General features: G+C 67.9%; 18 protein-coding genes. 7 read left to right on the forward strand and 11 right to left on the reverse strand.

The genetic code is table 11. The annotated features are described in order from the left end of the window. Nucleotides 1–57 precede the first annotated feature (57 nt). A complete protein-coding gene (locus CCO03_RS12305) occupies nucleotides 58–927 on the forward strand; it encodes an RluA family pseudouridine synthase (RefSeq protein WP_087281454.1) in 870 nt (289 codons plus the stop codon). A gap of 323 nt (nucleotides 928–1,250) precedes the next feature. Beyond that, a complete protein-coding gene (locus tag CCO03_RS12310) occupies nucleotides 1,251–2,021 on the forward strand; it encodes an SDR family NAD(P)-dependent oxidoreductase (protein ID WP_087281456.1) in 771 nt (256 codons plus the stop codon). Between the two features lie 224 nt (nucleotides 2,022–2,245). Here CCO03_RS12310 and ppk2 read toward each other — a convergent pair whose 3' ends face one another. Next, the gene (ppk2, locus tag CCO03_RS12315; protein ID WP_418236021.1) at nucleotides 2,246–3,157 is read right to left on the reverse strand and encodes a polyphosphate kinase 2; all 912 of its coding nucleotides are present in this window, start codon (nucleotides 3,155–3,157) and stop codon (nucleotides 2,246–2,248) included. Nucleotides 3,158–3,431: 274 nt separating this feature from the next. Between ppk2 and bktB the strand changes: the two genes are divergently transcribed. Then, nucleotides 3,432–4,616 (forward strand): beta-ketothiolase BktB, encoded by a 1,185-nt coding sequence (gene bktB / locus CCO03_RS12320; RefSeq protein ID WP_087281458.1) that lies wholly within the window; start codon nucleotides 3,432–3,434, stop codon nucleotides 4,614–4,616. A 159-nt stretch (nucleotides 4,617–4,775) separates the two neighbouring features. After that, nucleotides 4,776–5,765 (forward strand): Bug family tripartite tricarboxylate transporter substrate binding protein, encoded by a 990-nt coding sequence (locus tag CCO03_RS12325; protein ID WP_087281460.1) that lies wholly within the window; start codon nucleotides 4,776–4,778, stop codon nucleotides 5,763–5,765. Nucleotides 5,766–5,894: 129 nt separating this feature from the next. Here CCO03_RS12325 and CCO03_RS12330 read toward each other — a convergent pair whose 3' ends face one another. Both CCO03_RS12330 and CCO03_RS12335 read right to left on the reverse strand, forming a co-directional pair. After that, nucleotides 5,895–6,104, reverse strand: a complete 210-nt coding sequence (locus CCO03_RS12330) for a CsbD family protein (protein ID WP_087281462.1) — start codon at nucleotides 6,102–6,104, stop codon at nucleotides 5,895–5,897. Nucleotides 6,105–6,182: 78 nt separating this feature from the next. After that, nucleotides 6,183–6,578, reverse strand: coding sequence for a hypothetical protein (locus CCO03_RS12335; RefSeq protein WP_157667666.1), 396 nt, complete (start codon nucleotides 6,576–6,578; stop codon nucleotides 6,183–6,185). A 253-nt stretch (nucleotides 6,579–6,831) separates the two neighbouring features. Here CCO03_RS12335 and CCO03_RS12340 point away from each other — a divergent pair, with 253 nt between their 5' ends. Then, complete coding sequence (locus tag CCO03_RS12340) at nucleotides 6,832–7,944, forward strand: LysR family transcriptional regulator (RefSeq protein WP_087281466.1); 1,113 nt, start codon at nucleotides 6,832–6,834, stop codon at nucleotides 7,942–7,944. Beyond that, nucleotides 7,941–8,930, forward strand: coding sequence for a tRNA glutamyl-Q(34) synthetase GluQRS (gene gluQRS / locus CCO03_RS12345; RefSeq protein WP_087281468.1), 990 nt, complete (start codon nucleotides 7,941–7,943; stop codon nucleotides 8,928–8,930). The genes CCO03_RS12340 and gluQRS overlap by 4 nt, the downstream gene beginning before the upstream one ends. 622 nt (nucleotides 8,931–9,552) lie before the next feature. On the opposite strand, the gene rimM is transcribed toward gluQRS, so the two are convergent. After that, nucleotides 9,553–10,113 (reverse strand): ribosome maturation factor RimM, encoded by a 561-nt coding sequence (rimM, locus tag CCO03_RS12350; protein WP_087281470.1) that lies wholly within the window; start codon nucleotides 10,111–10,113, stop codon nucleotides 9,553–9,555. A 17-nt stretch (nucleotides 10,114–10,130) separates the two neighbouring features. After that, nucleotides 10,131–10,385, reverse strand: coding sequence for a 30S ribosomal protein S16 (gene rpsP, locus CCO03_RS12355; protein ID WP_087281472.1), 255 nt, complete (start codon nucleotides 10,383–10,385; stop codon nucleotides 10,131–10,133). Between the two features lie 274 nt (nucleotides 10,386–10,659). Between rpsP and CCO03_RS12360 the strand changes: the two genes are divergently transcribed. Continuing rightward, nucleotides 10,660–11,118 (forward strand): TM2 domain-containing protein, encoded by a 459-nt coding sequence (locus CCO03_RS12360; protein WP_087281474.1) that lies wholly within the window; start codon nucleotides 10,660–10,662, stop codon nucleotides 11,116–11,118. Between the two features lie 73 nt (nucleotides 11,119–11,191). Here CCO03_RS12360 and CCO03_RS12365 read toward each other — a convergent pair whose 3' ends face one another. The 6 genes from CCO03_RS12365 to CCO03_RS12390 all read right to left on the reverse strand — a co-directional run bounded on the left by CCO03_RS12365 (nucleotide 11,192) and on the right by CCO03_RS12390 (nucleotide 17,166). Next, on the reverse strand, nucleotides 11,192–12,202 hold the full coding sequence (locus tag CCO03_RS12365) for an inorganic phosphate transporter (RefSeq protein ID WP_087281476.1): 1,011 nt from the start codon (nucleotides 12,200–12,202) through the stop codon (nucleotides 11,192–11,194). Between the two features lie 23 nt (nucleotides 12,203–12,225). Continuing rightward, nucleotides 12,226–12,873, reverse strand: a complete 648-nt coding sequence (locus CCO03_RS12370) for a DUF47 domain-containing protein (protein WP_087281478.1) — start codon at nucleotides 12,871–12,873, stop codon at nucleotides 12,226–12,228. Nucleotides 12,874–13,114: 241 nt separating this feature from the next. Continuing rightward, the gene (locus CCO03_RS12375) at nucleotides 13,115–13,738 is read right to left on the reverse strand and encodes a DUF6806 family protein (RefSeq protein ID WP_087281480.1); all 624 of its coding nucleotides are present in this window, start codon (nucleotides 13,736–13,738) and stop codon (nucleotides 13,115–13,117) included. A gap of 296 nt (nucleotides 13,739–14,034) precedes the next feature. Then, a complete protein-coding gene (locus CCO03_RS12380) occupies nucleotides 14,035–14,508 on the reverse strand; it encodes a DUF2004 domain-containing protein (protein ID WP_087281482.1) in 474 nt (157 codons plus the stop codon). 86 nt (nucleotides 14,509–14,594) lie between these two features. Beyond that, on the reverse strand, nucleotides 14,595–15,575 hold the full coding sequence (locus CCO03_RS12385; protein ID WP_236903794.1) for an alpha/beta hydrolase: 981 nt from the start codon (nucleotides 15,573–15,575) through the stop codon (nucleotides 14,595–14,597). A 634-nt stretch (nucleotides 15,576–16,209) separates the two neighbouring features. After that, the gene (locus CCO03_RS12390) at nucleotides 16,210–17,166 is read right to left on the reverse strand and encodes a 2-keto-4-pentenoate hydratase (protein WP_157667667.1); all 957 of its coding nucleotides are present in this window, start codon (nucleotides 17,164–17,166) and stop codon (nucleotides 16,210–16,212) included. Nucleotides 17,167–17,243: the final 77 nt, after the last annotated feature.

Genomic DNA, 17,243 nt, shown 5'->3' on the forward strand with positions numbered 1-17,243 from the left:
TACCCCGATGAATGAGTCACACCCTCGGACACGTCAATCCTGGACGGCGCGCCGCGCATGAGCGACACGGCCCCGCTGGACGACCAGCCCCGCAACGACCTGGGCCTGGCCGACGTCGCCATCGTTTACGCGGACGACCACCTGCTCGTGGCCAACAAACCCGCGGGGCTGCTCACCGTGCCCGGCCGTGGGCCCGACAAAGCCCATTGCCTGGTCCAGCTGCTGGCCGAGGCGCACCCCGGCCTGCGCGTGGTGCACCGCCTGGACATGGCCACATCGGGCCTGGTGGTGCTGGCCCGGCACGAGGCCGCGCAGCGCACGCTGAGCCAGGCGTTTGCCGAGCGCCGCGTGCACAAGCGCTACGAAGCCCTGGTGGCCGGCCACCTGGTCGCCAGCGCTGACGACAGCCCGGGATGCATGCCCACGCCTGCCGCGGACGTGTCATCGTCCTCGTCTTCCCTGCCATCGGCCGAGGACGCCCCGTCCGCCGGGCCAGGGTCAGCGCCAGATCGCCACGCCGATCCGGCGCCGCCGCAGGCACCCGAGGACGGCTGGTCCACCATCCGCCTGCCGCTGTGCATCGACTGGCCCAACCGCCCCCGCAGCAAAGTCGACGTCGAACACGGCAAACCCAGCGAAACGCACTGGCGCGTGCTGGGCCACACGCGCTGGCCCGCGCTCGCCACGGCACCAAGGCAAGCCGGCCTGCCGGTGACGCGCGTGGCGCTGGTGCCTCACACCGGCCGCACGCACCAGCTGCGTGTGCACCTGCAGGCGCTGGGCCATCCCATCGTCGGCGATCGCCTGTACGCCCCGCTGGCCGTGGCCCACGCCGCACCGCGCCTGCTGCTGCACGCCTGCCGCCTGGTGCTGCCCCACCCGGTCAGCGGGCAGGTGCTGGACCTGCACACCGCGGTGCCGTTTTGAGGGGGTGGGTTGCTCAAGCGCCGTCGTGCGCGCTGACGCACCAGGAGCGGCTTGAACAACGGCACCGCACCGCGGCCTTGCGCTGCGCGCGCCAGTGGATGCGATCCGGCCAGCCGGTCAAGCGCGCACGGGCGCGGCGGCAGGTCTGAGCCGCCAACGGCAAGGGGCCGAGGGGCAGGCAAGGGGCCGCCCGGCCAGCACCACGCCGTGCTCGGGCCGCCGCGCTGTGCAGCGCTGCGCCTCGCCATCCCGGCCCGACGCCACCGCCCACGCATTCCCGCGGCCTGCGGTGGCTTGGCCCGCTGGGCTAGCATCCCCCCATCATGGGTCTCTCCAATCATTTGTACATCCTCACCGGCGCCTCGCGCGGGCTGGGCCTGGCCATGGCCGAGCAGCTGCTGCGGCCCGGGCATTCGCTGATCTGCATTTCGCGCGGCACGCACGCGGGCCTGGCGCGCGCGGCGCAAGCCCAGGGCGCGCAGCTGGTGCAGTGGCAGCAGGACCTGGCGGACAGCCAGACCGCCTCGCTGCGGCTGACCAACTGGCTGGCGCTGCAGCCGGCCGACCGTTTCGCCTCGGTCACGCTGATCAACAACGCCGGGGTGCTGGCCCGCATTGCCCCGCTGCGCGACGCGAGCGCGGCCGATCTGGCCAACGCGCTGCGCGTGGGGCTGGAGGCGCCCATGCTGCTGACGGCGGCCTTTTTGAGCGGCACGCGGCACTGGGCCGTGCCGCGCAAGGTGCTCAACATCTCGTCCGGCCTGGGCCGGCGCCCGCAGGCATCGCAGGCGCCCTATTGCGCGGCCAAGGCCGGCATGGACCTGTTCACGCAGGCCGTGGCGCTGGAGGAGGCGGGCCAGCCCAACCCGGCGCGGCTGTGCTCGCTCGCGCCCGGCGTGATCGACACCGACATGCAGGTGCAGATGCGCAGCCCCGATGCCGGCCGTTTTCCCGATGTGGGCCGCTACGCCCAGCTGCACGAGGGCGGCCAGCTGAACACGCCCGAGGCGGCGGCCGAAGCCGTGCTCGCCCACCTGGCGCGGCCGGACTTCGGCGATGCGCCGCTGGCCGACGTGCGCGACGCGCCGGCATGACCTGAGACGAGACGAGCCGCAGGGCGAGCCGGTTGGCGCCCGTGCGGCTGCCGACGTCGCCGGGTCCGGCCAGGGCACGCACCCGATGGCAGATTGCATCTTCCATGAGTATGGGCCCATTACCGTTCAATCAACAACGGCAATGGGCCCATACCCTGTTCACCTTGAGCACCAGACCGCCACGCGTGCGGCCACGGCGCCGCGGCGTCCGCTTCGCGTGTTGCTCAGAAGCGCTGCGGCACGATCATGCTGCTGGGCACCTCGTGGCGCACGTAGTCCTCGTGGCGCACGCGCGCGGGCAGCACCACCTCGGGACGCGGCACGTCCTGGTAGTGCACCTGATCGAGCAGGTGCGAGATGCAGTTCAGGCGGGCACGCTTTTTGTCGTCCGCCGGTACCACCCACCAGGGCGCTTCGGGGATGTGCGTGCGCTCCAGCATGACCTCCTTGGTCTGGGTGTAGGCCTCCCATTGGCGGCGCGACTCCAGGTCCATGGGGCTGAGCTTCCACTGCTTGAGCGGGTCGTGGATGCGGCTGAGGAACCGCAGGTGCTGCTGCTCGTCCGAGATGGAGAACCAGTACTTGATCACCTGGATGCCCGAGCGCACCAGCATGCGCTCGAACTCAGGCACCGAGCGGAAGAACTCCTCGTACTCGTCGTCAGTGCAAAAGCCCATCACGCGCTCGACCCCGGCGCGGTTGTACCAGCTGCGGTCGAACAGCACCATCTCGCCAGCCGCCGGCAGGTGCGAGGCATAGCGCTGGAAGTACCACTGCGTGCGTTCGCGGCTGTTGGGCGCCGGCAGCGCCGCCACCCGCACCACGCGCGGGTTCAGCCGCTGCGTGATGCGCTTGATGACCCCGCCCTTGCCGGCCGCATCGCGCCCTTCGAACACGATGACCATCTTGTGGCCCGAGCTGACCACCCAGTCCTGCAGCTTGACCAGCTCGCCCTGCAGGCGAAACAGCTCGCGGAAGTACTGGCGGCGCTGCTCCCGATACGCCTCGCTCTCGATGGCCAGACCGGCAAGCTCGTCTTCGGTGCGGTCCTCGACCTCCATCTCGAGCTCTTCGTCGTAGGCGTCGATCAATTCGTGCCGCAGGCGCAGCATCATTTCGTCTTCTGTCACGGACATACCTCGTTCCCTCTGCGGGTGTGAACGCCAGCAATGTATGCCGTTCGTGTGACAGATGAATGACAGTCACATGACGATTCACACGCCACCACGCATGCCTGCATTGAAGCCGATTCCGGGGTGCAGGCGCGAGCATGCAAACCCGCAAGCAGGCGTCCCCGCCGAGGTGCCAGGCATGGGCCAGCCCACCGGCTCGGCGCGCCCTGCGGTGGCATACTTGATCGGTTCAACCGCTGGCCCGCCCAGCCACCCAGACCCCACAGGAGCATCCCGCATGAGCAAAGAAGTCGTCGTCGTCAGCGCCGTTCGCACGGCCATTGGTACCTTTGGCGGCAGCCTGAAGGACGTGTCCCCGACCGAGCTGGGCGCCTTGGTCGTCAAGGAATCGCTGGCCCGCGCCCAGGTCGAAGGCAAGGACGTGGGCCACGTGGTGTTCGGCCACGTGGTGAACACCGAACCCAAGGACATGTACCTGAGCCGCGTGGCCACGATCAATGGCGGCTGTCCCAAGGAAACGCCGGCCATGAACGTGAACCGGCTGTGCGGCTCGGGCCTGCAGGCCATCGTCAGCGCCAGCCAGGGCATCCTGCTGGGCGACTACGACATCGCCATCGGCGCCGGTGCCGAAAACATGAGCCGCGCGCCCTACGCCAGCCTGAACACGCGCTGGGGCGCCCGCATGGGCGACACGCAGATGGTCGACATGATGACCGGCGCGCTGCACGACCCCTTCCACAAGATCCACATGGGCGTCACCGCCGAGAACGTGGCCAAGGAATTCGGCATCAGCCGCGACGACCAGGACCAGCTGGCCCTCACCAGCCACCAGCGCGCTGAAGCCGCCTGGGCCGAAGACCGCTTCAAGGGCCAGATCGTGCCCGTCACCATCAAGGGCCGCAAAGGCGACGTGGTGTTCGACAAGGACGAGCACTTCCGCAGCGGCGCCAAGCTCGAAGACTTCCAGAAGATGAAGCCGGTGTTCGTGAAGGAAGACGGCACCGTCACCGCCGCCAACGCCTCGGGCATCAACGACGCCGCCGCCGCCGTGGTGCTGATGGAAGCCGCCACGGCCAGCGCGCGCGGCGCCAAGCCCCTGGCCCGCCTCGTCGGCTACGCCCACGCCGGGGTCGAGCCCAAGCTCATGGGCATCGGCCCGGTGCCCGCCACCCAGGCCGTGCTGGCCAAGACCGGCCTCAAGCTCGACCAGATCGACGTCATCGAAGCCAACGAAGCCTTTGCCGCCCAAGCCTGCGCCGTCACCAAGGGCCTGGGCGCCGACCCGGCCAAGGTCAACCCCAATGGCTCGGGCATCTCGCTGGGCCACCCGATCGGCGCCACCGGCACCATCATCACCGTCAAGGCCATCCACGAGTTGCACCGCACCGGCGGCCGCTACGCGCTGGTGACCATGTGCATCGGTGGCGGCCAGGGCATTGCGGCAATTTTCGAGCGGATGTAACTCTGCAGCCACGCGGGCAACGGCGTCGCGCCGCGGCCCTGCCCCGCCCAGCCCCGCTGCACGCCTGTGCATGCGGGGCTTCATCATTGGCAGTATGCACACAATGCCGTTGATGAATAAACGGCAGCCGCCGCATACTCCCATTACAGACATCACCCCATGCAGACCCTGAACCGCCGTCACCTCACCGCCATGGCCTTGGCCACCACCCTGGGTGGCCTGACCACCCCGCTGGCCCTGGCCGCCGATGCGTACCCCAGCCGCCCCATTCGCATGATCGTGCCCTTCCCGCCCGGCGGCGGCACCGACGTGCTGGCCCGCATCGTGGCGCAGAAGCTGACAGAGACCTACAAGTGGAGCATCGTGCCCGACAACCGAGGCGGCGCGGGTGGCACGCTGGGCATCACCGAGGCGGTGCGCGCCAAGCCCGACGGCTACGAGATGGTGATGGGCCAAAAGGACAACCTGGCCGTGGGCCCGTGGCTGTACAAAGGCCTGAGCTGGAACCCCACGCGCGACCTGGTGGCCGTCTCGCACGTGGCCTATGCGCCGGTGCTGATCGCCACCTCGGCCAAGTCCAAGTACAAGACGCTGGCCGACGTGGTCGCGGCGGCCAAGGCCGCGCCCGACACCGTGACCTATGGCTCGCCGGGCAGCGGCACCACCATCCACCTCGCGGGCGACCTGTTCCAGCGGGCGGCCAAGATCCAGATCCGGCACGTGCCCTACAAGGGCTCGAACCCGGCGCTGATGGACGCGCTCTCGGGCAACGTGGACCTGGTGGTGTCGTCGATTCCCTCGGCCATCGGACAGATCAAAGCCGGCGCCTTGCGGCCGTTGGCCGTGACCTCGGCCAAGCGCTCGTCGAGCCTGCCCGATGTGCCCACCGTGGCCGAATCGGGCTACGCTGGGTTTGACGTCAGCACCTGGTATGGCCTGTTCATGCCCGCCAAGGCCAATCCGCAGGCGGTGAAAGCCATGCACGAGGCGGTGAACGCGGTGCTGGCCCTGCCCGACACCCAAAAGGCGATCCAGGAGCAAGGCGCCGAGCCCCTGACCATGAGCCAGCCCGCCTTCAGCCAGACCATGGCCAAGGACTACAAGGCGTGGGAAAAAATCGTGCAGGACGCCGGCCTGAAGCTGGAATGAACGCAGCGAGGGCGCTGACTGGCAGCGCCCTCGCGCGGGGTGATGCAAGCCACCCTTTGGGGGGAACCCTCTGGCAACGCCCCGCAACCGAGACGGGTCGCCGGTCATTCGACGGGCCCGCGGCTCAGGTCACCAGTGGTAGGCGTTTTTCTTTTCCCAATCGGCCACCTGCTGTTCGGCCACGTCTTTGGCCAAACCCTGGCGTTCCTGAATTTTCCCGACCAATTGATCGCGGCGACCGGCAATCACATCCACATCGTCGTCCGTCAATTTGCCCCAGGCTTCCTTGACCTTGCCTTTGAATTTCAGCCAGTTGCCTTGGATGCGGTCTTCATTCATTGCATGCTCCTGTTTTTCAAATCATTGAATCAAAATGGTTCGTCGAAATCGCTCGCCGAATTGGTTGCCTGAAATGAATCATTTCATTTCAGCATTGGCTTTTTCTTTGTCGTGAACGGCTTTGGCGTCCTTCACGCAGGCATCTTTCGCCTCGCCGCTCAAATCGTCGCAGCGCTCTTTGGCCACGTCATAATCGGCGTCCGCCTTGGCCATTCGGGCGTCGTAACGCGCTTTCTCGCTGGGTTTGTCCTTCAGGCGCAACTCGGCTTCGGCCACCTTTTTGTTGCCCTTGGCTTGCTGCTCGCAAATGTCCTGCGCGTTGTCCTTCATGGGCTTGCAGCTTTCCATGGCCGATTTGTAGGTGCTTTCGATGCGGGTCCGTTCCGCTTTCATTTCTGCGGCGGTCAGGGCAAATGCACTGGCGCTGAGCCCCATGAACACCGATGCAACCAGACAGGTCCATGTGCGTTTCATGTTTTCTCCTGAAGTGAACAGGCCTTCAGGTTAAATCGGTGGCCCCGTTTTGGGGGTCGGCCATTCAGCCCGCTGGCTGTAGGACATATTTCCCCATATTCGGATCCAGCAACAAGGCTTACACGTCATTCAACCGATTCCCAGGGAAGACACATTTTCCCTGGGCGGACGACCCTGACCAAGGTGGGTGGGCCCGCGGCCTCGGGGCTGCTCTCGATTCGCTACCATCGTCGTTTTACCCAGCCTTGTCCGCATGCCCAGCCACCGCGATGTGCGCAACGTCCTCACCCCTGAAACCCTGGCCATGGTTCAGACCATCGCCAGCATGGGCAGTTTTGCGGCCGCCGCGCGCGAGCTGGGCCTGGTGCCCAGCACCCTGACCTACCGCGTGCGCCAGCTGGAGGACCAGCTGGACGTGCTGCTGTTTGACCGCAGCGCCCGGCAGGCCGTGATGACCGAGGCGGGCCGCGCCCTGCTCGCCGAGTCCGAACGCCTGCTGACCGAGCTCGATGCCATCGCCAACCGCGTGCGCCGCGTTGCCACCGGCTGGGAGCCGCAGCTGACGATCGCGCTCGATGGCGTGATCCGGCCCGGCGCCTTCCTGGACCTGTGCGAACAGTTTTACACCCTGGAAGCACCCGGTGGCCCGCCGACACAGCTGCGGGTGCGCGAGGAAATCCTCAGCGGCTGCTGGCTCGCCCTCAAGCGCGGCGCGGCCGACCTGGTGCTGGGGGCGGTGGAAATGCCATCCGACACGCTGGGCCCCGAAATCACCGTGCAGGTGCTGGGCGACCAGCGCTTCGTGTTCTGCGTCGCGCCTGGCCATCCCCTGGCCCAGTTGCCCACGCCCTTGACCGACGCCGACCTGGTGCGCCACCGCGCGGTCGTCGTGGCCGACTCCGGCTCGGCCGGTCAGCGCATGAGCGTGGGGCTGCTGAGCGGCCAGCCCACCTTCACGGTCAGCAGCCTCACCGCCAAGCTCGAGGCCATGGTGCACGGCCTGGGCGGCGGCTTCATGCCCGAATGGCTGGTGGCGCCCGCCCTGGCGCGCGGCGAGCTGCTGGAGCTGCCCGTGGCGCGCCGCGAGCGCGTCGTCCGGCTGTGCATGGCCTGGCGCCACGGCCATGCCCAAGCCATGGGCAAGGCCCTGCAGTGGTGGATCGCCCAACTGCAGCACCCGGTCACGCGCGCCGCCCTGCTCGGTGTGGCGCCCGGCGACCTGACACCCGAAGGTGCGGCCACGCCCTCGCCCAACGCCCAGCACATCCACCCCGAACTGCGGACGCTGGCCCAGCGTGGCCTGGCGCGCCCCGGTGACGCCGCCGATGCCCTGGTCGACGACGCCAAGCCGGAGCCCCGGGCATGAGCGCGCCACCTGGCACGGCGGCCGGCGACCGCCCACCCGCGCCAGAGGGCGCCCTGCCCTACGTGGGCCGCTTTGCCCCATCCCCCACTGGCCTGCTGCATGCGGGTTCGCTCGTTGCCGCCCTGGCCAGCTGGCTGGATGCGCGGGCGCATGGCGGGCGCTGGCTGGTCCGCATCGAGGACGTGGACACGCCCCGCTGCCAGCCAGGGGCCGATGACGGCATCCTGCAGCAGCTGGCCACGTGTGGGCTGACCAGCGACGAGCCGGTGTGCTGGCAATCTCAGCGAGATGCCGAGTATCAGGCTGCTCTCGATGGCCTGAAAACGGAACAGGCTGCATACCCCTGCGGCTGCTCGCGCAAAGACATCGCCACCGCGCAAGCCGCCGCGCACCTGGAAGCCAGGCGCCACCACATCCTGCCCTACCCCGGCACCTGCCGACCCGACCACGGCGGCCTGCGCGGCAAACCCGCGCGGGCCTGGCGTTTCGACACCCGCTGGGGCCTGCCCCCGGACGCGCCCGCCCCGTTGACGACCTGGCGCGACCGCCGGCTGGGCGCCCAGCACCAGTGCGTGAGTGACGAGGTCGGCGACTTCGTGCTGCGCCGTGCCGACGCGCTGTGGGCCTACCAGCTGGCCGTGGTCGTGGACGATGCCGCCCAGGGCGTGACCCACGTGGTGCGCGGCGAAGACCTGGCCGACAACACGGCCCGCCAAATCCTGCTGCAACGGGCCCTGAGCCTGCCCACACCGCGCTACCTGCACACCCCGCTGGTGCGGGGCGACAACGGCGAGAAGCTCAGCAAACAAAATGGCGCGCGTGCGCTGGACCTGCGTGACCCGACGGCCGCCCTGCACGCCGCCGGCCAGCACCTGGGCCTGCACATCGCCCCCACCGGCAAACCAGCCGACTGGCTGCAGCAAGCCGTGCCCGCCTGGCGCGACCAGCTGCAGGCCTGGGCCACGGGTCAGCAGACGGCGTTCTGAGGCGCACCTTCAGCCTCAAGCCTGAGCCCGCAGCGGTGGATCTTTCGGGCACATGGCGGCCCCCGTCAGGCGCCGCGAAGTTCGCCCTGGCATCAGCATGCGAGTCCATGAGCTTTCATGGCGGGCAGGCGGGCGCTGACACCCAAGCTCAGACACAGAAAGAGGCGCGCCCCGAACCATGTCAGGAGGTATAGGTCATCATCCGATTGAAGGACTTTTGCCAACAGCCCCATACTGGCTGGTAGATTTTGCTCAACGCACCTCTGGGGAGGCGTGCAAGCTGCATTCAACAGATGGCAAAAAGACGCCTCGGAAAGCAGGCTCGCGCGCAGGAAGTAAGCCATGGCTCACCTTTCGATACGCGATGGGGCTGCCGACTCAGGCAGATCGCGGGCGTCAGGCTGGCGCAGGTCGTTGCGATGCCACGGGCCTACCGATCGGCGAGGCGTCGGGGCAGAACGGGCCGAGCGTTGCTGGCTTTGGACGGCGCGCAGCGAAGCCTTGTTCAGCAGCCAGCCGGCGAAGATGGCGTTTGGGTGTCGACGTTGTGTCCCAAGTCCCTGAGCTTCACGGCACAGACCCGCGCCAGCTTCGCAGCTCGGCGCCCAAGCGCCGCAGGGGCTCAGTAATCCGGCTGCCAATCCACCGTGATGCGCTTGCCGGGCAGGTCCACGCCATCCACGTAGGCATCCACGAACGGAATCAGGTGCTCTTGAAGCTTGTCATCCACCGTCTGGTGCACGACCAGGGTGGTCTGCGGACCAGCCGCCATCAGGTCGGCGACTTCGCCCAGGCTCACGCCTTCGCGGTTGACCACCGTCAGGCCCATGAGGTCGACCCAGTAGTACTCGCCCTCTTCGGGCGGCGGGAACTCGGCGCGCGAAACGTAGATGCGTGCGCCCTTGAGCTGTTCTGCTGCAGTGCGATCGGGCACCTCGGGCGCCGTGGCCACGATCACGTCGGCATGCGGCTTGACCTGGTCGATCTGCAGCACCAGGGGGCCAGCGAACCGGGGCACGCCGCGCTCGGACGGCTGCAGATACCACGTGCGGGCAGAAAAAAGCGCCTCGGGCGAGGCGCTGTGGGGGGTGAGCTTGAACCAACCTTTGACCCCCCAGGCATCGAGCACACGCCCCACTTCGACGGCGTCGTCGGGCAGCTGGGCGGGCGATGCGGAATTCACGTCAGCGTGACGCGAGATCAAGCGGCCACAGGCTTGGGAGCCTGAGCAACCAGACGGGCCACGGTGGGCGACACCTGTGCGCCCACGCTTTGCCAGTACGCCAGGCGGTCCTGGGCGATGCGCAGCGATTCTTCACCGCCCGTGGCGCGGGGATTGTAGAAACCCAGACGCTCGATGAAGCGGCCATCGCGGCGAACGCGCTTGTCGGCCACGACGATGTTGAAGAAGGGGCGATGCTTGGAGCCGCCGCGCGAGAGACGAATGACAACCATGTTGGGTATCCAGTGGGTGGTAAGAAATTCTTCCAGCGTTTGAGACACGCGACATGGCCACCCGGCCAGCGACACACTGAAAAGCCTTGGATTATACGATGTCACAGACCCGTCGCACAAACCACCGCCGGAAATCGTCCCGGCAGCCCCTGCGCACAGCCGCCTGACGCCTGGGGCTCAAGCCCCCGCAGGCGCTCTGCCACAATGGGTTGGCCTCCGGCGCCAGTCACCCGGGCGAACCCTTCACCCCGGGCCTTCTCCTGATTCGCACTGCATGAACGCACGTCCCAAACACAAGACCGTGGCCGCCTGGCTGAGTTTCCTGGGTGGGCCTCTGGGCCTGCACCGCTTTTACCTGCACGGCCTGGGCGACTGGCTGGGCTGGCTGCTGCCCATCCCCACCGCCCTGGGCCTTTATGGCCTGGAACGGGTGGCCACGCTGGGGCAAGACGATCGGCTCAGCTGGGTGCTGATTCCGTTGCTGGGCGCCACGGTGGCCGCCACCTCGCTCACGGCCATCGTCATGGGACTCAGCAACACCGAGGCCTGGAACGCGCGCCACAACCCCGGCCAGCCGGCCGACGCCGCGCCCGGCGCCACCAGCTGGCTGACCATCTGGTGCGTCGTGGCGTCACTGCTGATCGGCGCCACCGTGCTCATGGCCACGCTGGCCTTCAGCTTTCAGCACTACTTTGAGTACCAGATCGAAGAAGCCCGCAAGATGTCTCAATGAAAGACAAAAGGGGTATGGGGCTGTTGCCGTTCATCATTGAACGGCAACAGCCCCATACCCCTTGCTCAACCGATCAGAACAGCAGCGTGCTCAGGCCATAGGCCACCGCGGCCACCACGGCGCTGGCCGGAATGGTCAGGATCCAGGCCCAGACGATGCCGCCGGCCACGCCCCAGCGCACGGCGCTGGCACGCTGGGTCGAGCCCACGCCCATGATGGCGCCCGTGATGGTGTGCGTGGTCGACACCGGCACGCCCAGGAAGGTGGCGATGAACAAGGTCAGCGCCCCGCCCGTTTCGGCGCAGAAGCCGCCCACGGGTTTGAGCTTGGTGATCTTCTGGCCCATGGTCTTCACGATGCGCCAGCCGCCGAACATGGTGCCCAGGCCGATCGCCAGGTAGCACGAGACGATGACCCAGGTGGCTGGGGTTTCGGCCCCGGGCGCGCTGTAGCCCGTGGCGATGAGCAGCATCCAGATGATGCCGATGGTCTTCTGGGCATCGTTGCCGCCGTGGCCCAGGCTGTACGCCCCGGCCGACACCAGTTGCAGGCGGCGGAACCAGCGGTCGACCTTGAGCGGACGCGCGCGGCGGCAGATCCAGGCCACCAGCACCATCATCAGCGACCCCAGGATGAAGCCCAGCACCGGCGAAATCACGATGAAGGCCGCCACCTTGCCAATGCCGCTGAGGATCAGCGCATCGGGACCGGACTTGGCCATGACGGCGCCGGCGATGCCCCCGATGAGCGCGTGCGACGAGCTGCTGGGGATGCCGTAATACCAGGTGATCAGGTTCCAGACGATGGCGCCGATCAACGCCCCGAACACCACATGCGTGTCCACGATGCCCGGCTGGACGATGCCTTTGCCCACCGTGGCCGCCACCGACAGGTGGAAGACGAAGATGGCGATGACGTTGAAGAACGCCGCGAACACCACGGCTTGCGTGGGCCGCAGCACCCCCGTTGACACGACGGTGGCGATGGAGTTGGCGGCGTCATGAAACCCGTTCATGAAGTCGAACACCAGGGCCAGGGCCACCAGGAGGATGACCACCCACAGTGCAGTCTGCATTGCTTCCATGATTGAGACTGTCTGGCGGGTGGTCAGGAATTCTCGAGGACGATGCCCTCGATCTGGTTGGCCACGTCCTGGCACTTGTCGGTCACGGTCTCGAGCAGCTCGTAGATGGAGCGCAGCTTGAGCACCTCCCGCACGTCCGGCTCTTCGCGGAACAGCGCGCTGATGGCCGAGCGCATCACGCGGTCGGCCTGGTCCTCGAGCTTGTCGATCTCCTCGCAGGTCTTGAGCGCGTCGGCCACCACCTTGGGATCCTTGACCTTGCCCAGCAGGCTGACGGCATGCTGCACCTTGGCGCAGCACTGCACCGAGACCTGCGTCAGCTCCTTGATGGCGGGCGAGGCCTCGCGCACGTCGTACAGGTACAAGGCCTCGGCCGTGTCCTGGAACAGGTCGGCCACGTCGTCCATCAGGTTGATGAGGGCGTGGATGTGTTCGCGCTCGATCGGGGTGATGAAGGTGGTGTGCAGCAGGCGCGAGGTTTCGCGCGTGACCTCGTCGGCGGCACGCTCGGCCTCGTCCACGGCGCGGGCGAGCTCTTCGCGTTGGTCGGCCTGGGCATAGTTGTCCACCAGCCTTTCGAACGCGTTTGCGGCATCCATGATGTGGGATGCATGCCGGTTGAACAGCTCAAAAAAATTGCCCTCTTTGGGCAACAGTTTGGCAAACAGCATGGGATGAATACTCCGGGGAGAAGCTGCCACTTGATTGTGACAATCGTGTGAATTTCCCGCAGTGTAACGCCCCGCCTGTCGCGTTTTCGCGAAAGAAGCCGTTTTTTACGGCGGCGCCCTGGCCGCCCGCAGGGGCGAAAAAGCCCGTCAAGCGGGCGGATCGCCAGCCGGCGCAAGCCCTGCCGAGGCGTCGCTCACACGCGCGGGCATCACGCCGGCCGACGAGCTTGCGCCACCGGGCTCAATGCAGGTGACGAGGCCGCCGGCCACCCGCATGGCCGCCCGAGCCCGAGCCGCCGCGCGGCGTCCGGCTCAGGTCGAGCGAGCTGGTGAGGGCCTCGAAACGCTCGCCGAACAGCTTGTCGATTTCGCCGACGACACCGCTCAGTTCGCTGGCGTCGAAGTGGCGCTCCATCAGGCCGATCACGTCCTGCACCAGCAAATCGCGCTGCACCTGCATGATGGCCGCGGGCGTGGGGCCCACGAACAGCATGACGAAATCGTCACGCGACTCACGGCCCTCGGCCTCGTCTTCCTCGTCGAACTCGGCGTCGTAGAACGTCACCTCGATCTGGGCGCCGGTCTCGGACAGGTCGTTGAGGTTCATGCACAGGTCGTCGAGCTGCTGGCGAAAACCGTTGTCGCCGCGCACGGTCCAGCACATCTGCAGCATGTGCTCCTTGGGGTCAACGCGGATGCCGGGCTCGTCCTCGTACAGGCTGCCGGCGCCGGACGTGAGCGAACGGGCGCCCGCGTACGACCACAGGGGCTTGAGCGCCTCCTGGACCGCCTCAAAACCCACATCGGGCCGGAGTTTGATGTCGCCATGGACATGGATTTCAAAGGGTGGATCAAACGAACTCATGGCGCTTCCTTGTCATGTGTCACATGGCCGCATGTGGCTGCGACCATGGCCACCTCATTCTCCCACAGGGGTCTGGCGCCGGCACGCCCCCGTGAGATGTCCGGGTTGCGGCTTGGTGCACGCCGGCTCCAGCCGTGTCGAGACTCGCGTGCGCTCTTGGCGTCTAGCTTGGCGTCCTGGTGGCGTCTCGCACCTTGCTCGCGCATCGAATGCACCGGGGATTGCGCTCGCGCATCGGGGGGGTCGACGCGCACCGCCCATCGCCATCCGCCGGCTCGCGCCGCGCAGGCAGGCCCTCAGCTTTCCCAGGCGATCTCCTGCAGCTGGCCTTGCGGATCGAGTTTGACGGCCAGGATCTGGTCGCTGTGCTCGGGGTCCATCTGGTAGTCCAGCACCACGAGGCCATCGGCCCACAGCGAGGCATGGGTCAGCCGCATGGCCTGCACGAACGCCGCGGGCGTGATGGCGCCGTCGGGCGCGATGGCGGCCAGGCCGGGGAAGTTCTCCCCCTCGTCGGTGTGGTAGGTGATGAAGTCGTCGTCGGCCTCGAGCTCGGCCAGCAGGTGCACACGGGCCCGCGCATCCACGCCGGCCAGGTCCTGCAGCAGGCTGGCGAAGGCGTCGAGCATGCCGGGGTCGAGCACCTGCCCGGCATCGGCCCACAGCGCCACGTCCACCGCCTGCCCCTCCAGGACCAGGTCACGCTCCCAGACGACATCGCGCCCCTCGATGCTCGAGGTGTCCAGCTCGCCAAAGTGCGGGTGATTCATGATCGGTGCCTCCTCAAACCCAATGTGACAGGTATGCCATCATTCCCGTTCAATTTCAAACGAGCATCACTACATACCCCACTCGCTCACCGCAAGCCGAACGCGTCGCGCAAGGCCTTGGCGGCATCGCGCTGGGCCTGGCGGGCCTCGGCGATGGCCCGGCTCATGGTCATCATGGCGTGGGTCACGCCGCGGTAGATCTCGAGCTCGACCGGAACGCCCGCCATGCGGAGCTTGTCGGCGTAGGCCACGCCCTCGTCCACCAGCGGGTCGACTTCAGCCAGGCCGATCCAGGCCGGCGCCACGCCATCCACATCGGCCGACACCAGCGGGGCAAAACGCCAGTCCTCGCGGTCGACCTCGTCGATGTACTGCTGGAAGAACCAGGTGATCAGCGCCTCGTCCAGCAGCGGGCTGTGAGCAAAGCGCGTGTGGCTGGGTGTGTCCTGATGCGCGCAGGTGCCGGGGTAGAACAGCACCTGCAGCGCCAGCGGCAGGCCGATGTCGCGGGCGTGCACGGCCGCCACGGCCGCCAGGGTGCCGCCAGCGCTGTCGCCCCCCACCGCCAAGCGGCGGCCGTCCAGGCCCAAGCCCTCGGCCTCGCGCACCAGCCAGTCCAGCGCGTCCCAGCTGTCGTGCACGGCCGTGGGAAAGCGGTACTCCGGCGCCAGCCGGTAATCCACCGAGACCACGGCCGCGCTGCTTTGCACGCTGAGCACGCGGCACAGCACGTCGTGCGTGGCCAGGTTGCCGACGGTGAAGCCGCCGCCGTGGAAGTACATCAGCACCGGCAGCGGATCGCCCTCGCCCTGCGGCCGCGGCGCATAGAGGCGCGCGCCGATCTCGGCGCCGTCGCGCGTGGGGATGCGCAGCGCCTGCACCCGGGCGAGGTCAGGCGGCGGCACGTCGAGCAAGCCGGCCACGCCATCGTATGCGGCGCGGGCCTGGGCCACGGGCAGCGTGTGGAACGCCGGGCGCTTGGCCCGCTCGATGTGCTGAACCAGCTGGCGCATGGCCGGGGTCAACAGGTGCAGGATTTCGTCGTGGCTCAGGGGCGTGGTGGACATGGCACAGCAGTCGAGGCAGGAAAGCCTGCATCGTCTCATGCGCAGGCGCCGATGCGCCCCGCCGTCCGGCATGACCGACATCGCCACGCAAGGGCGGGCCGGCCTGGCCCTGGTCGCAGAGCCCGCCAACCGCCGACGGGGGGAGGCCCCCCACAGCAAGGCCCGCGCGTTGTTCGCCTCGGCGACACGCTGTGGCGCGGTTGGTGTTCAGTTGCGCTCGAGTACGGCAGCCGCATGCTCAGCGTCGGCATGACCGCCCGCAGGAAATCCCTCTGGCTTCGAGCCAAACCGCGAACGCCAGCCACAGGCCCAACTCCAGGTCGACTCCCGCTGCGGCCGCCCTGCCCGCGTGCGCAGACCCCGCCAAGGGATGTGGGCGACGCCACCGGCTGCAGGTGTTCCATCACCCGGGCCGCCGCCGCATCCTCGCTCCACGCGCGCTTTGACCCCGAGCGGTCGCGAGCGGCCAAGGTGCGCTGGCGACGACGCGACGCGCGTTGGGTGCCGGTGTGCGGGGCTGGTGCGTCAGGGCGGCCAGTCGGGTTTTGCCCCTTGAACCGACAAGAATTTTTACGGGGTATGCCATGGTTTCCGATTCAAATTCATCGCATGCTGTCGCATACCCCTGACTCGCTCACCGAAAGCTGACCTGCGCCGCAGCCAGGCCGGGCACGCCTTCGTAGTGCACGTTGACCTGCAGGCCGGCCTTGGGCGGCAGCAGCGGCGAGAACGAACCCAGGCTGACGTACTGCCCCGGCTGCAGCGACCGGCCTTCGGCCTTGAGCGCACCAGCCAGCCAGACCACGGCCTGCAGCGGGTTGCCCAGCACATCGGCGCCCTTGCCCTCGGCCAGCGACTTGCCGTGTTGATCGCGCAGGTGCACGCGCATGTCGGCCAGCTGGCGCACCAGCGTGGCCTGGGCCTGGGGCTCGGCCGGCACGGCCAGCGGTGCACCCGTCACGCCCAGGCGGGCGCCCACGTTGATGGCGGTGAGCGCGTTGCCGTTGAGGTCCGTCGGCTTTTGCACCATCAGGTCGGGCAGCTCGATGAACGGCACGATCTGGTCGACGCTGGCCAGCACCTGCTCGGGCGTGCTTGCCTGGTTGATGCGCGCGTCCTTCACGCGCACCAGCAGGTCGGCCTCGAACACGGGCCGGGCACCAAATTGCGCCGGCACCTGTGCCGGGCTGGTCAGCAGCATGGCCTTGCCCAGGCTGCCCCAGACGGGCTGATCGGTGTGGAAGCGCTTTTGCACCGCAGGGTTGGTGAGCCCGGCCTTGTAGCCCACCAGCGGGCCGGTGAGCCGCGCCGTCTCGGCCTGAAACTTGGCGCGCGAACACGCGGCGGCGGCCGGCGACAGGTTGACCGGCGGGTTGTCGGCCGGGATGCGTGCCTCGTAGGCACTGGTCAGCGCGGCTACGGCCACGGCATCCAGGCACCCGGGCGCCTCGGCCTGCTGGATGGCCTGGCCGGCGCACCCGGCCAACAGGGCGGCGCAGCCCGCCGCCAGGCCAAGGCGCCACGCGGTGGCCGGGGTGGATGAGCCGGACGTGAGCCGGCCGTGAATCGAGGGCAAAGGGAATGTGCGCATGGGCAGTCTCCAGCGCGCCAGATAGATTGGCGGCGCCTGAATGCTAGAGCGTGTGCTGTGGCTTGGGGTCCCCGCGT

Source organism: Comamonas serinivorans (genome assembly GCF_002158865.1).
GTDB classification, from domain to species: domain Bacteria; phylum Pseudomonadota; class Gammaproteobacteria; order Burkholderiales; family Burkholderiaceae_C; genus Comamonas_E; species Comamonas_E serinivorans.

Excerpts from the sequence above, each read along its gene's own strand:
- CCO03_RS12385 (WP_236903794.1), bottom strand. The coding sequence starts at position 15,575 with ATGTCCACCACGCCCCTGAGCCACGACGAAATCCTGCACCTGTTGACC.
- CCO03_RS12365 (WP_087281476.1), bottom strand. The coding sequence starts at position 12,202 with ATGGAAGCAATGCAGACTGCACTGTGGGTGGTCATCCTCCTGGTGGCC.
- CCO03_RS12335 (WP_157667666.1), bottom strand. The coding sequence starts at position 6,578 with ATGAAACGCACATGGACCTGTCTGGTTGCATCGGTGTTCATGGGGCTC.
- CCO03_RS12390 (WP_157667667.1), bottom strand. The coding sequence starts at position 17,166 with ATGCGCACATTCCCTTTGCCCTCGATTCACGGCCGGCTCACGTCCGGC.
- CCO03_RS12340 (WP_087281466.1), top strand. The coding sequence starts at position 6,832 with ATGCCCAGCCACCGCGATGTGCGCAACGTCCTCACCCCTGAAACCCTG.
- CCO03_RS12360 (WP_087281474.1), top strand. The coding sequence starts at position 10,660 with ATGAACGCACGTCCCAAACACAAGACCGTGGCCGCCTGGCTGAGTTTC.
- rpsP (WP_087281472.1), bottom strand. The coding sequence starts at position 10,385 with ATGGTTGTCATTCGTCTCTCGCGCGGCGGCTCCAAGCATCGCCCCTTC.
- CCO03_RS12310 (WP_087281456.1), top strand. The coding sequence starts at position 1,251 with ATGGGTCTCTCCAATCATTTGTACATCCTCACCGGCGCCTCGCGCGGG.
- CCO03_RS12330 (WP_087281462.1), bottom strand. The coding sequence starts at position 6,104 with ATGAATGAAGACCGCATCCAAGGCAACTGGCTGAAATTCAAAGGCAAG.
- CCO03_RS12375 (WP_087281480.1), bottom strand. The coding sequence starts at position 13,738 with ATGAGTTCGTTTGATCCACCCTTTGAAATCCATGTCCATGGCGACATC.
- gluQRS (WP_087281468.1), top strand. The coding sequence starts at position 7,941 with ATGAGCGCGCCACCTGGCACGGCGGCCGGCGACCGCCCACCCGCGCCA.
- CCO03_RS12370 (WP_087281478.1), bottom strand. The coding sequence starts at position 12,873 with ATGCTGTTTGCCAAACTGTTGCCCAAAGAGGGCAATTTTTTTGAGCTG.
- ppk2 (WP_418236021.1), bottom strand. The coding sequence starts at position 3,157 with ATGTCCGTGACAGAAGACGAAATGATGCTGCGCCTGCGGCACGAATTG.
- CCO03_RS12305 (WP_087281454.1), top strand. The coding sequence starts at position 58 with ATGAGCGACACGGCCCCGCTGGACGACCAGCCCCGCAACGACCTGGGC.
- CCO03_RS12380 (WP_087281482.1), bottom strand. The coding sequence starts at position 14,508 with ATGAATCACCCGCACTTTGGCGAGCTGGACACCTCGAGCATCGAGGGG.
- CCO03_RS12325 (WP_087281460.1), top strand. The coding sequence starts at position 4,776 with ATGCAGACCCTGAACCGCCGTCACCTCACCGCCATGGCCTTGGCCACC.
- bktB (WP_087281458.1), top strand. The coding sequence starts at position 3,432 with ATGAGCAAAGAAGTCGTCGTCGTCAGCGCCGTTCGCACGGCCATTGGT.